At 60.0% G+C, this 12,278-nt stretch carries 12 protein-coding genes; 10 read left to right on the top strand and 2 right to left on the bottom strand.

Translation table 11 applies throughout. The features are described from left to right. Nucleotides 1-135: 135 nt before the first annotated feature. The 9 genes from KGB24_RS04645 to KGB24_RS04685 all read left to right on the top strand — a co-directional run bounded on the left by KGB24_RS04645 (nt 136) and on the right by KGB24_RS04685 (nt 7,971). Nucleotides 136-987, top strand: a complete 852-nt coding sequence (locus KGB24_RS04645) for a hypothetical protein (RefSeq protein ID WP_223415967.1) — start codon at nt 136-138, stop codon at nt 985-987. Between the two features lie 276 nt (nt 988-1,263). Next, complete coding sequence (locus KGB24_RS04650; RefSeq protein ID WP_008033036.1) at nt 1,264-2,112, top strand: transporter substrate-binding domain-containing protein; 849 nt, start codon at nt 1,264-1,266, stop codon at nt 2,110-2,112. A 52-nt stretch (nt 2,113-2,164) separates the two neighbouring features. After that, nucleotides 2,165-2,827: an amino acid ABC transporter permease gene (locus KGB24_RS04655; protein WP_008033038.1), complete on the top strand. Its 663-nt coding sequence runs from the start codon at nt 2,165-2,167 to the stop codon at nt 2,825-2,827. Between the two features lie 9 nt (nt 2,828-2,836). Continuing rightward, nucleotides 2,837-3,499: an amino acid ABC transporter permease gene (locus tag KGB24_RS04660; RefSeq protein WP_008033040.1), complete on the top strand. Its 663-nt coding sequence runs from the start codon at nt 2,837-2,839 to the stop codon at nt 3,497-3,499. Then, entirely contained in the window at nt 3,496-4,293 is a 798-nt protein-coding gene (locus KGB24_RS04665; RefSeq protein ID WP_008033043.1) for an amino acid ABC transporter ATP-binding protein, read from the top strand. The genes KGB24_RS04660 and KGB24_RS04665 overlap by 4 nt, the downstream gene beginning before the upstream one ends. Before the next feature lie 30 nt (nt 4,294-4,323). Then, nucleotides 4,324-4,713, top strand: coding sequence for a RidA family protein (locus KGB24_RS04670; protein WP_008033044.1), 390 nt, complete (start codon nt 4,324-4,326; stop codon nt 4,711-4,713). Between the two features lie 144 nt (nt 4,714-4,857). Then, nucleotides 4,858-5,622, top strand: coding sequence for an IclR family transcriptional regulator (locus tag KGB24_RS04675; RefSeq protein WP_008033782.1), 765 nt, complete (start codon nt 4,858-4,860; stop codon nt 5,620-5,622). A gap of 41 nt (nt 5,623-5,663) precedes the next feature. Then, nucleotides 5,664-6,881 carry an amino acid deaminase gene (locus tag KGB24_RS04680; protein ID WP_223415968.1) on the top strand — a complete coding sequence of 406 codons (1,218 nt, stop codon included), beginning with the start codon at nt 5,664-5,666 and terminating at the stop codon, nt 6,879-6,881. Between the two features lie 157 nt (nt 6,882-7,038). Continuing rightward, nucleotides 7,039-7,971, top strand: coding sequence for a sugar kinase (locus tag KGB24_RS04685; RefSeq protein WP_223415969.1), 933 nt, complete (start codon nt 7,039-7,041; stop codon nt 7,969-7,971). Nucleotides 7,972-8,086: 115 nt separating this feature from the next. Here the strand turns inward: KGB24_RS04685 and KGB24_RS04690 are convergent, their stop codons facing one another. Beyond that, nucleotides 8,087-8,362 (bottom strand): peptidylprolyl isomerase, encoded by a 276-nt coding sequence (locus tag KGB24_RS04690; RefSeq protein WP_007898282.1) that lies wholly within the window; start codon nt 8,360-8,362, stop codon nt 8,087-8,089. Nucleotides 8,363-8,427: 65 nt separating this feature from the next. Next, the gene (locus KGB24_RS04695) at nt 8,428-10,965 is read right to left on the bottom strand and encodes a PAS domain-containing protein (protein WP_223415970.1); all 2,538 of its coding nucleotides are present in this window, start codon (nt 10,963-10,965) and stop codon (nt 8,428-8,430) included. 119 nt (nt 10,966-11,084) lie between these two features. Here KGB24_RS04695 and KGB24_RS04700 point away from each other — a divergent pair, with 119 nt between their 5' ends. Continuing rightward, the gene (locus KGB24_RS04700; protein ID WP_223415972.1) at nt 11,085-12,194 is read left to right on the top strand and encodes a PilT/PilU family type 4a pilus ATPase; all 1,110 of its coding nucleotides are present in this window, start codon (nt 11,085-11,087) and stop codon (nt 12,192-12,194) included. Nucleotides 12,195-12,278: the final 84 nt, after the last annotated feature.

The following is a 12,278-nucleotide window of genomic DNA, read 5'->3' on the forward strand; positions in this document are numbered from 1 at the left end:
ATTGCACATAGTCTTGCCGCTCAGCACCAACGAGGATGCCCGTGCGCAGACGTCGCCACCTGTCAGTATTGACAGTAGACAAGGGTGTCGCTCCGGGGGCTTGATTGCACTCGGTTGATTGTTGGAGTCCAGGCCGTGCCGACAGTTTTCAGCCAGTTTGATGAATTCATCTCTGGATATGGAAGGGTGGCCGGCATGATCTCGACAGCAGTGGACAGCGGTTTTTTCGATAGGCAATCACGATACTCCCTCTCTTTACTCACGGCACCGACGGTGTGGTTTTCCGCGTACGAAGTCGTGCGAGTGTTTCTTCCGCTGCTGGTCGACTACCGCCCCGGCGTGGTGACCACGCATATCTCTGATCCCGCGCTGGCGCCAGGCGATTGCGTGTACATCACGTTGCTTAGCGATAGAGGGAAATATGAGGCCGAACCTCATCCCGTTGTTTCTACCGGTCTGCAACAGGTCGCTATTCCCGACGCCGCCGTATTAATGCACTCGGGGGGCACGGTTGACGTCAGCTATACCGTCAGCCACCCGGATGGCACGCAGTCGAGCTCCCATGCCTTCTCCTTCGTGGTGGCCACTGGCGAACTGGACATCGACCACCTGCCGGATGTCGAGATTGTCGAGGCACGGGACGGCGTCCTCAAACTTGCAGATGTTCCGAATGGCGCCACATTCCGTATTCCCCCGATTCGCGGTCTGCACCGGGGAATGTTCCTGGGTTTGAGGATTTACTCCACGACAGGTGGCATCCCGTGCGGTCCCGACGTTCCTCCACCTTGTGGTCCAGGCGTCGAATACTTGTTGGAGTGGCAGCAGATTCGCACGACCGCGGATGGTTTTCTGAGCTTTCAAGTGGATCCGGCCGTGCTGCGGACACTCATCGGCAAGGAGTCCAGGGCCGGGTATGCAATCGAACTGCTCGATGGCTTGTTCTATAACAAAGGAGGGTTAAGCGGTTTGTTCCGGGTTGAGATGTAGGTGTGAGCCGGGCGCAGGCAAGGCGGCGCACCCGATCGGGTCAGCCTTCGCCCAATTGAGATGCTTTTACCCGCCCGTTGTGGCGAACGGTAGCGCCCAGTCGGTTGCACGAGCGCTACCGTTTTTTCGTGTTGCAGCGCATCCCGTTGATTTCCCTCGATTTGTAATTTTCCGAGAAATGGCCCCACAACCTGTGGCACACTTTCTGCTGTCTATTCCGTTGTTACATACTCGATTCCGGTATAGCGGAATACACATCATCCTGGAGTGCTTGCCATGCATCGTCGACCTTCCTTGTTTAAAGCGTGTGTTTTTCTCTTTGCAGCTTCGGCTGCTGCCATGGGCGTTGCCCAGGCGGCGGACAGCAAGCTCGATAGCGTGCTGGCCCGTGGGAAACTGATCGTGGGCACGGGCAGTACCAATGCGCCGTGGCATTTCCAGGGAGCGGACGGCAAGTTGCAGGGGTTCGATATCGATATCGCGCGAATGGTCGCCAAAGGGTTGTTCAACGACCCGAGCAAGGTCGAGTTCGTGGTGCAGTCGTCCGATGCTCGGATTCCCAACCTGCTGACCGACAAGGTCGACATGAGTTGCCAGTTCATTACCGTGACCGCCAGCCGTGCGCAGCAAGTGGCGTTCACGCTGCCGTACTATCGCGAAGGTGTCGGCCTGCTGTTGCCGGCAAACAGCAAGTACAAGGAAATCGAAGACCTCAAGGCGGCCAATGACAGCGTGACCGTGGCGGTGCTGCAGAACGTTTACGCCGAAGAACTGGTGCACCAGGCGCTGCCCAAGGCCAAGGTCGATCAGTACGACAGCGTGGATTTGATGTACCAGGCCGTGAACTCCGGCCGTGCCGACGCCGCTGCCACCGACCAGTCTTCGGTCAAGTACCTGATGGTGCAGAACCCGGGCCGCTATCGCAGCCCGACCTACGCCTGGAGCCCGCAAACGTACGCGTGCGCAGTTAAACGCGGCGATCAGGACTGGCTGAACTTCGTCAACACCACGTTGCATGAAGCCATGACCGGCGTTGAATTCCCGACGTACGCGGCGTCCTTCAAGCAGTGGTTCGGTGTGGATCTGCCTACCCCGGCCATCGGTTTTCCCGTCGAATTCAAATGACCCCGTGAGAGTGGGGCGCGCATAACGCGCCCCGTTCAAGGTACTGCTGACCATGAACTATCAGTTGAACTTTGCCGCCGTGTGGCGCGATTTCGACACCTTGCTGGCGGGGCTTGGCCTGGGCCTGGAGCTGGCGCTGGTGTCGATCGCCATCGGTTGCGTGATCGGCCTGATGATGGCGTTTGCTTTGCTCTCAAAGCACCGCGCATTGCGGGTGATGGCGTCGGTGTATGTGACGGTAATCCGTAATACACCGATTCTGGTGTTGATTCTGTTGATCTACTTCGCGTTGCCGAGCCTGGGGATCCGTCTGGACAAGATCCCGTCGTTCATCATCACCCTGTCGCTGTATGCCGGGGCGTACCTGACCGAAGTGTTCCGCGGCGGGTTGTTGAGCATTCCCAAGGGGCAGCGCGAAGCCGGGTTGGCCATCGGCCTGGGCGAGTGGCAGGTCAAGGCCTACGTCACTGTGCCGGTGATGTTGCGCAACGTGCTGCCGGCCTTGTCGAACAACTTCATTTCGCTGTTCAAGGACACCTCGCTGGCGGCGGCGATAGCCGTGCCCGAGCTGACCTATTACGCGCGCAAGATCAATGTCGAGAGCTACCGGGTGATTGAAACCTGGCTGGTGACCACAGCGCTCTATGTTGCGGCCTGTTACCTCATTGCCATGATGCTGCGTTACCTCGAGCAGCGTCTGGCGATCCGCCGATAGGAGGTCCTCATGTACGAATCACCCAGTTGGTTGCATGAGTTATGGGTTGCCCGCGAAGTGTTGTGGCAAGGCTTCCTGACCAGTGTGCAGGTCTCGGCGCTGGCGATTTTGCTGGGCACGATGGTCGGCATTGTCGCCGGTCTGGTGCTGACTTACGGCAAGTTCTGGATGCGCGCGCCGTTCCGTTTTTACGTGGACATTATTCGCGGCACACCGGTGTTTGTGTTGGTACTCGCTTGCTTCTACATGGCGCCCGCATTGGGCTGGCAGATCAGTGCATTCCAGGCCGGAGCCTTGGGGCTGACGCTGTTCTGCGGTTCCCACGTCGCCGAGATTGTGCGCGGCGCGTTGCAAGCGTTGCCGAGCGGGCAGATGGAAGCGAGCAAGGCGATTGGCCTGACGTTTTATCAAGCCCTCGGTTACGTGCTGTTGCCTCAGGCGCTGCGGCAGATCCTGCCGACCTGGGTCAATTCGTCCACCGAGATCGTCAAGGCTTCGACGCTGCTGTCGGTGATCGGCGTGGCCGAGTTGCTGCTCAGCACCCAGCAGATCATCGCCCGGACGTTCATGACGCTGGAGTTTTACCTGTTCGCCGGATTTCTGTTTTTCGTCATCAACTACGCCATCGAATTACTCGGCCGGCACATTGAAAAGCGGGTGGCCTTGCCATGACTCAACCTCAAGTTTCGAACGTTCCAAATGAGCAGCCCCTGCTGGACATTCGCGGGCTGCACAAAAAATATGGCCAGCTCGAAGTGCTCAAGGGCGTCGACTTGACCATGCAGCGCGGCAACGTGGTCACGCTGATCGGCTCCAGCGGTTCGGGCAAGACCACGCTGCTGCGTTGCGTGAACATGCTCGAAGAATTCCAGGGTGGACAGATCATGCTCGATGGCGAATCCATCGGCTATGACGAGGTCAACGGCAAACGCATACGCCACCCGGAAAAAGTCATCGCCCGTCATCGCGCCATGACCGGCATGGCGTTCCAGCAGTTCAACCTGTTCCCGCACCTGACCGCATTGCAGAACGTCACCCTGGGTTTGCTCAAGGTCAAAAAGCTGCACAAGGACGAGGCTGTCGCGCTCGCCGAAAAATGGCTCGAGCGGGTCGGTTTGCTGGAGCGCCGTGATCACTATCCGGGGCAATTGTCGGGTGGTCAGCAACAGCGCGTGGCGATTGCCCGGGCGATTGCAATGAACCCGAGCCTGATGCTGTTCGACGAAGTCACCTCGGCCCTCGACCCGGAACTGGTGGGCGAAGTGCTGAGCGTGATCAAAGGCCTGGCCGAGGATGGCATGACCATGCTGTTGGTGACCCACGAAATGCGCTTCGCTTTCGAGGTCTCGGACAAGATCGTTTTCATGAATCAGGGGCGTATCGAAGAGCAGGGGCCTCCCAAGGAGCTGTTCGAACGCCCGCAATCACCGCGTCTGGCTGAGTTCCTCAAAAACACGCGGTTTTAACTTCTAGCTTTTCAATCAGGAGAAACACTCATGAGCATTACTCGTTACGGCACCGGCAGCAGCGCCGCTGGCGGTACGCCTCGTCCTTTCGCCCGCGCCGTTGAAGCCGACGGCTGGCTGCACGTTTCTGGCCAGGTGCCGGCGTTGGATGGCGAGATCATTGTTGGCGGCATCGTCGAGCAGACCCACCAGACCATGAAGAACCTGATCGCGATTCTCGAAGAGGCCGGTTATGGCCTCGAAGACGTGGTGCGTGCCGGGGTGTGGCTGGAAGATCCGCGGGATTTCACCAGTTTCAACAAGGTCTTCTCCGAGTACTTCAAACCCGAACACGCACCGGCCCGGGCCTGCGTGCAGGCGAACATGATGGTTGATTGCAAGGTTGAGATCGACTGCATCGCGTACAAGAAAAAGGCCTGAGATTTGCGGTGAATTCTTCGCGGGCAAGCCTCGCTCCTACATGAGCTCATCGTCTGTAGGAGCGAGGCTTGCCCGCGAAGGCGGCCTAACGGTCAGCACAGCACTCTAGGTAAACTCCCGGCACTTTGAATGGGAATTTGAAACATGACCGAAGACACCATCAAGCGCCGGGCTCGCGGTCTGGACCGGGCGTTCGATATCCTCGATTTCCTCAAGGAAATCGGCCAGCCCCTGCGTCCGAATGAAATTGCCAGTGGCATCGGCAGCCCGAAATCCACGGTCTACGAACTGGTGGCGTCCTTGCTCGAACGGCGGATTCTGGAGCCCGTGGGCAAGGACGGTCACGTTTACCTCGGCCGTCAGCTGTACTTCCTCGGGCAGGCGCATTTGCGTCATTTCGACTTGACCCGCGAGGCCGATCACGCCCTGCAGGAGATTGTCAGCCAGACCCATGAAACCGCGCAGATGTGCCTGCTCAACGGGCGCAAATACACGGTGGCATTGATGAAAGAGGGCGAGCGGCATTTCCGCATTTCCTCGGACATCGGCGAGAACGCGCCGATCCCCTGGACCGCGTCCGGGCGCCTGTTGCTGGCGCACCTGAGCGACCAGGAAATCATCGACCTGATCGATCACGACGACTTCATCCTGCCCAACGGTGAACGTCTGCCGCTGGAGCAGTTTCTCGGTGAAATCCGTCAGGCCGGCATCGACGGTTTTTTCTCCTTCGACAGTGTCGCCGACACCTTTACCCATTGCTTCGCCGCCCCGGTCAAAGACCCGAACGGCGTGGCCATTGCAACCCTGTGCATCGTTGCCCCACGGGCCGATGCCAAGACGCATTACAACGACTATCGCCGGGTGTTGATCGACAACGCCAACCGCCTGGCCCGTCGCATTAACGAATAACAGCGGCTGTTCGCGGCCGCGAAAATGTGAGGAGTTCGACCATGTCTTCTGCCCAAAATACTGCTGCCGTGGAAAAGGGCTTTGCCCAGACCGGTGCCCATCTGGTGCGCGACGTCAGCCTGCCGGCGCTGGTGCTGCATCGCGAGGCGCTGGAACACAACATTCGCTGGATGCAGGCGTTCGTCAGCAACAGCGGCGCCGAACTCGCGCCTCACGGCAAAACCAGCATGACCCCGGCCTTGTTTCGCCGCCAACTGGACGCCGGCGCCTGGGGCATCACCCTGGCCAGCGCCACGCAAACCCGCGCTGCGTACGCGCATGGTGTGCGTCGGGTGCTGATGGCCAACCAATTGGTGGGGACGCCGAACATGGCGCTGATCGCCGATTTGTTGGCGGACCCGACGTTCGATTTCCATTGCATGGTCGATCACCCCGACAACGTCGCTGACCTCGGCGCGTATTTCGCCTCGCGCGGTGTGCGCCTGAACGTGATGATCGAGTACGGTGTGGTGGGTGGTCGTTGCGGTTGCCGGACCGAAGAGGAAGTGATCGCCCTGGCCAAGGCCATCAGCGCACAACCCGCGTTGGCACTGACCGGTATCGAAGGTTATGAAGGCGTGATTCACGGTGATCATGCGGTCACCGGCATTCGTGCGTTCGCCGCGTCGCTGGTGCGTCTGGCGGTGCAGTTGCAGGACAGCGGCGCGTTCGCCATTGCCAAGCCGATCATCACCGCGTCGGGTTCGGCCTGGTACGACCTGATCGCCGAGTCCTTCGAAGCGCAGAACGCTGGCGGACGTTTCCTCAGCGTATTGCGCCCTGGCAGCTACGTGGCCCACGACCATGGCATCTATAAAGAAGCGCAATGCTGCGTGCTCGACCGTCGTAGCGATCTGCACGAAGGCCTGCGCCCGGCGCTGGAAGTCTGGGCCCATGTGCAATCGTTGCCGGAACCGGGTTTTGCAGTGATCGCCCTGGGCAAACGCGACGTGGCCTACGACGCCGGGCTGCCGGTGCCATTGCTGCGTTACAAGGCTGGTGTGGTGCCGGCAAAGGGTGACGATGTCAGTGCCTGCAAGGTAACGGCGGTGATGGATCAGCACGCGTTCATGACCGTGGCGCCGGGGATTGAGCTGCGGGTGGGCGATATCATTTCGTTCGGCACTTCGCACCCGTGCCTGACGTTCGACAAGTGGCGCACGGGGTGTCTGGTGGATGAGCAGTTGAGTGTCATCGAAACCATGGAAACCTGTTTCTAAGGTTCCAGACCGAGGTGCGGCCTTCGCGGGCAAGCCTCGCTCCTACAGGTTTTGTGTCATTCGCAAATGATGATTACGGCACAAATCCTGTAGGAGCGAGGCTTGCCCGCGAATGCGCCCGACCAGACACCACCGAACCACCAGAGACACCACAACAATGAACACCATCAACACACTCGGCCCCAACATCCCGCGCATCGCCCTGATCGGCGAATGCATGATCGAATTGCAACACCGCGCCGACGGCAGTCTGCAACAGAGCTTCGGCGGCGATACCTTGAACACGGCGGTCTACCTGTCCCGGGAATTGGGCGAAGGCGGCAGCGTTGATTACGTCACCGCCCTGGGCGATGACAGTTTCAGCGATGCCATGTGCCGAAGCTGGGCCGCCGAAAACATTGGCCTAGACATGGTCCAGCGCCTGCCCGGTCGCTTGCCCGGCTTGTACTGCATCCAGACCGACGCCGCCGGTGAGCGGCGTTTTCTCTACTGGCGCAACGAAGCCGCCGTCCGCGATTGCTTTACCACGCCAGCCGCCGCGCCGATTCTCGCGGCGCTGCCGGATTACGACGTGTTGTATTTCAGCGGCATCACCCTGGCGGTGCTCGGTGTACAAGGTCGGGAGAAGTTGCTGGAAACCCTGATCGAAGCTCGCCAGCGGGATGCGCGGATTGTGTTCGATAACAATTACCGGCCACGTTTGTGGGCGTCGATCGAGGACGCTCGGGCGGCGTATCGCAGCGTGTTGCCGTATGTGGATCTGGCGTTGCTGACTGTCGACGACGAACAGGCGCTGTTTCATTTTTCCGATTGCGAGGCGGTGTTCGCCGCTTACGAGCAGGTGGGTACGCCGGAAGTGGTGCTCAAGCGCGGTGCCGAAGCGTGCCTGATTCGCTGTGAGGGCGAGTCGTTCGAGGTGCCGGCACAGAAGGTCGAACGCGTGGTGGACACGACGGCGGCGGGGGATTCGTTCAGTGCGGCGTACCTGGCCAGTCGGCTCAAGGGGGGGAGTCCGGTGGAGGCGGCCGAGGCGGGGCATCGGTTGGCGAGTCGGGTGATTCAGGTGCCTGGGGCACTGATCCCAAGGTAGTCGGTGAATGGCCGGTTGGCTGCGCCACCGGATCGCTGGCAAGCCAGCTCCTACAGGTTTTTCGCGGTCCTTGTAGGAGCTGGCTTGCCAGCGATGGGGCCCTCAAGCCAACCCATCAATCCCGATAAAACACCTGCACCAGGTGATAGCCAAACTTGCTCTTGATCGGCCCATGCACCACCCGCAACGGCTTCTTGAAAATCACCGCATCAATCACACCGACCATCTGCCCTGGCCGTACTTCACCGAGATCACCGCCGCGCTTGCCGGACGGGCAGGTGGAATACTTCTTGGCCAGCACATCGAAGGCTTCGCCCTTGGCTATGCGTTGTTTGAGCTGCTCGGCTTCTTCCGAGGTTTTCACCAGAATGTGGCGGGCTTGAGCTTTCATGGGGCGAGTACCTTGCAACGGTAGTGGCTATGTGGGTGGATCGGGGCGCGCGATTATGCCTCAACTCACTCGGGTTGGCCGATCATCGTGCGAATCTTGTTGGCCAGCAGGTCAACCGAAAACGGTTTGGCCACCATGTCCATGCCTTCCTCAAGGAAGCTCTGACGCTCGGCGGCCATTTCCGCGTAACCGGTCATGAACAGCACTTTGAGCTCCGGACGGTGCTGACGGGCGATTTCTGCCAATTGCCGACCGTTCATGCCCGGCAGCCCGACATCGGTCACCAGCAGATCGACCCGCAAATCGGATTCGAGCAGGGGCAGGGCGGTCTTCGCATCTTCGGCCTCGTGGGCGCGATAACCCAGCTCCTTGAGCAGATCGAACACCAGCATGCGCACCGCCGGATCATCTTCCACCAACACCACGGTTTCCCCGGCTATCGCCGAGGGGGCCTCGCCGATGACCGGCGTCAGCACATCTTGCGGCTCCATCTCGTGCAAACGCGGCAAGAACAGGCGCACGCTGGTGCCCTGGCCCGGCAGGCTGAACAGGCTCACGTGGCCGCCCGACTGCTGGGCAAAACCGTAGATCATCGACAAACCCAGCCCCGTGCCCTGGCCGATAGGTTTGGTGGTGAAAAATGGATCGAACGCCTTGGCCAACACTTTCGGGGTCATGCCGGTGCCGTTGTCACTGACGGCGATCATCAGGTAATCCCCGGCCTTGACGGGTTCCAGGATGTTGATGTCACTGCTGTCCAGATAGACATTGGCGGTTTCGATACGCAACTCGCCGCCATCGGGCATGGCATCACGCGCATTGATCACCAGATTGAGCAGGGCGTTTTCCAGTTGGCTGACGTCGGTGCTGACCGGCCAGGCTTCATCGGCCAGTTGCAGTTTCAGCTCGATGTGGTCGCCCTTGGTGCGGCTGAGCAAGTCTTCCAGAGAATGAATCAGTTCGTTGGCGTTCAGCGGCTTGCGGTCCAGCGACTGGCGCCGGGAGAAAGCGAGCAGGCGATGGGTCAGGGCGGCTGCGCGGTTGGCTGACGACACCGCCGCTTCGGTGAAACGGCCGATCTCGGCGGTACGCCCATCGGCGATGTAGCGCTGCATCAGGTCGAGGCTGCCGATGATCCCGGTGAGCATGTTGTTGAAGTCATGGGCGATGCCGCCGGTGAGCTGGCCGACCGCTTCCATTTTTTGCGCATGGCGCAGGGCATCTTCGGCGCGCTCGCGTTCGAACATTTCGTTTTGCAGGCGCTGGTTCGCTTCGGCCAATTGCTGGGTACGGGCGGCGACACGTTCCTCAAGGGTTTCGTTGAGGTTGCGCAAGGCTTCTTCGGTCTGTTTGCGCTCGGTTTCGTCGATCACAAAAATGTAGAAACCGTTCACCGCGCCATCCGGCCCGTGGCGGGGCAGGTAATTCATCAAGGCTTGTCGAGTGCTGCCATCACGATGCGGCGTGCTGATGCTGAAACAGCAGGTCCTGCCAGCCAATGCTTCGGCGATGTATTCGGCACGCAAGGCGTAGGCTTCTTCACCCAGCACCTCACGAATGGTCCGACCGTAAAGCTCTTGGGGCGTCAGGCCGTACCAGTCGAGGTACGCCGCATTGTTCAGGCGAAAGCGTTCCTCGCTGTCGACGTAACTGATCAGGATCGGCATGGCGTTGATGATCAGTTGCAGCTCGGTCTGACTCTGACGCAAGGCCTGTTCGGTGTGTTTTCGTTCGGTCAGGTCCAGCGCGGCGCCGAGGAAACGGATCGGCCGGCCATGGTGGTCCTTGTAACAACGGCCCCGGGCAAACACCCAGCGCAACTGACCGTCGGGTTGCAGCAGGCGATATTCCTCGGCGTATTCGCTGCCCTGAGTGATGCACTGCTTGATGCCGCGGGTGACCATCGAGCGGTCTTCCGGATGCACGGCTTCGAGATAGTCGCTGATGGGCAACTGACTGGCGAGTAGCGGGTCGATGCCGTGCAATTGGGCGAAGTGCGCGTCGGCAATGAAGCGGTCTTCGCCGATGTCCCAGTCCCAGGTGCCGACGGCGTCAGTGGCGGCCAGCGCCAGTTGCAGGCGTTCCTCGGTCTCGCGCTGTGCCTTCAGGCTGGCGGCCGAGCGTTGCTCCAGTTCGAGGGCGATGCGTCGGCGTTCATTGGTTTCAATGGCCGTGACCAGAATCCCGGCGACGTCGGCGTGTTCATCGCGGATCGGGCTGTAGGTCAAATCCAGCCAGAAGTCGGAATCATTCCCGTCGCGTTGCAGGGTGAAGCGCTGTTCGCTGTAAGTCCGCACCTGGCCTTGTAGGACGGCGCTGTAAATCGGGTCGGTAAAGTCTTTGAGTTCTGGCCATATCTGGTGCGTCGGTTGTCCGAAAGCGTGCGGATGCTTGCTGCCGGCCAGCAGCGCGAAGCCGTCGTTATAGATCTGCGTAAGCTGCGGCCCCCACAGCAACAGCATCGGCATCGGTGAGTGAATCACGATGTCCACCGCCGTGCGCAGGCTCTGCGGCCAGTCACTGGCGGCGCCGAGCGGGGTGCACGTCCAGTCCAGTCTGGCAATCAAGGCCTGGGCATCGCTGCCGGTGGGTACTGCGTTCATCAAGGTGTCCTGCACGTCGGTCGGGGTGACGGCGTCTACTATCCTAGGGCGGTAGACGCTGAATGACCGATTTTTCGGGTCATTTCTGTTCATTGAATGCTTCGCGGGTGTTTTTTGCCATGGAAATCGATGCGCTGTTAAAGACCCTGTCCAGCCAGGAGGGTTCCGATTTGTACCTGTCCACCGGTGCGCCACCCTGCGCCCGGTTTGACGGTGTACTCAAACCATTGGCCGACCAGCCGTTCAAACCGGGGGAAATCGCCGCGATTGCCGCGTCCATCATGGACGCCGAACAGCGATTGGAGTTCGATCGGGAGCTGGAGATGAACCTGGCGATTTCGTTGTCGGGTGTCGGGCGCTTTCGGGTCAATATTTTCAAGCAGCGCAACGATGTGTCGATCGTGGTGCGCAACATCAAGCTCGACATTCCGCGTTTCGAAGACCTCAAGTTACCACCCGTGCTGCTGGAAGCGGTGATGCTCAAACAAGGGCTGATGCTGTTCGTCGGCGCCACCGACTCAGGCAAGTCGACCTCGCTGGCGGCGTTGATCGATTACCGCAACCGCCATAGCAGCGGGCATATCGTCACCATCGAAGACCCTATCGAGTACATCCACCGGCACAAAAAATCGATCATCAATCAGCGCGAGGTCGGCGTCGATACCCGCAGTTTTCATACCGCGCTGAAAAACACCCTGCGCCAGGCGCCCGATGTGGTGCTGATCGGTGAGATCCGCGACCGCGAGACCATGGAGCATGCGCTGGCGTTTGCCGACACCGGACATTTGGTGATTTCCACCTTGCATGCCCACAACGCCCATCAGGCGCTGGATCGCATTATCAATTTCTTCCCGCAAGAACGGCGGATGCAACTGCTGCATGACCTGGGCAACAACCTTAAAGCGTTCGTTTCCCAGCGTCTGGTGCGCACTCGCGACGGTCAACGCAGGGCGGCGGTAGAAGTGATGCTGGGCACGCCGACCGTAGGCGACCTGATACGGCGCAATGAATTCGACGAGCTCAAAGGGATCATGGAGAAGTCGACCGAACAGGGCATGCAGACGTTCGATTGCGCGCTGTACGCACTGGTGATCGAAGGCGCTATCGGCGAAGAAGAGGCCTTGAAGCATGCGGACTCGCTGAACAATTTGCGCCTGCGGCTCAAGCTGCATGCCGACGCATCACCGGGACCCAACGCACAACCCGGCGAATGGGGCCTGATGGACTGACCCGCATCCCCTCTGTAGGAGCCGGCTTGCTGGCGATGGCGGCCTGGAGCTTCGCATCAACCGTCAGGGCCCCATCGCCAGCAA

The organism is Pseudomonas sp. BF-RE-25, from assembly GCF_019956105.1.
Classification (GTDB): domain Bacteria; phylum Pseudomonadota; class Gammaproteobacteria; order Pseudomonadales; family Pseudomonadaceae; genus Aquipseudomonas; species Aquipseudomonas migulae.

What these genes read in the sequence shown, in the direction of transcription:
- KGB24_RS04650 (WP_008033036.1), top strand. Translation starts at nt 1,264, where the DNA reads ATGCATCGTCGACCTTCCTTGTTTAAAGCGTGTGTTTTTCTCTTTGCA.
- KGB24_RS04655 (WP_008033038.1), top strand. Translation starts at nt 2,165, where the DNA reads ATGAACTATCAGTTGAACTTTGCCGCCGTGTGGCGCGATTTCGACACC.
- KGB24_RS04660 (WP_008033040.1), top strand. Translation starts at nt 2,837, where the DNA reads ATGTACGAATCACCCAGTTGGTTGCATGAGTTATGGGTTGCCCGCGAA.
- KGB24_RS04665 (WP_008033043.1), top strand. Translation starts at nt 3,496, where the DNA reads ATGACTCAACCTCAAGTTTCGAACGTTCCAAATGAGCAGCCCCTGCTG.
- KGB24_RS04670 (WP_008033044.1), top strand. Translation starts at nt 4,324, where the DNA reads ATGAGCATTACTCGTTACGGCACCGGCAGCAGCGCCGCTGGCGGTACG.
- KGB24_RS04675 (WP_008033782.1), top strand. Translation starts at nt 4,858, where the DNA reads ATGACCGAAGACACCATCAAGCGCCGGGCTCGCGGTCTGGACCGGGCG.
- KGB24_RS04680 (WP_223415968.1), top strand. Translation starts at nt 5,664, where the DNA reads ATGTCTTCTGCCCAAAATACTGCTGCCGTGGAAAAGGGCTTTGCCCAG.
- KGB24_RS04685 (WP_223415969.1), top strand. Translation starts at nt 7,039, where the DNA reads ATGAACACCATCAACACACTCGGCCCCAACATCCCGCGCATCGCCCTG.
- KGB24_RS04690 (WP_007898282.1), bottom strand. Translation starts at nt 8,362, where the DNA reads ATGAAAGCTCAAGCCCGCCACATTCTGGTGAAAACCTCGGAAGAAGCC.
- KGB24_RS04695 (WP_223415970.1), bottom strand. Translation starts at nt 10,965, where the DNA reads ATGAACGCAGTACCCACCGGCAGCGATGCCCAGGCCTTGATTGCCAGA.
- KGB24_RS04700 (WP_223415972.1), top strand. Translation starts at nt 11,085, where the DNA reads ATGGAAATCGATGCGCTGTTAAAGACCCTGTCCAGCCAGGAGGGTTCC.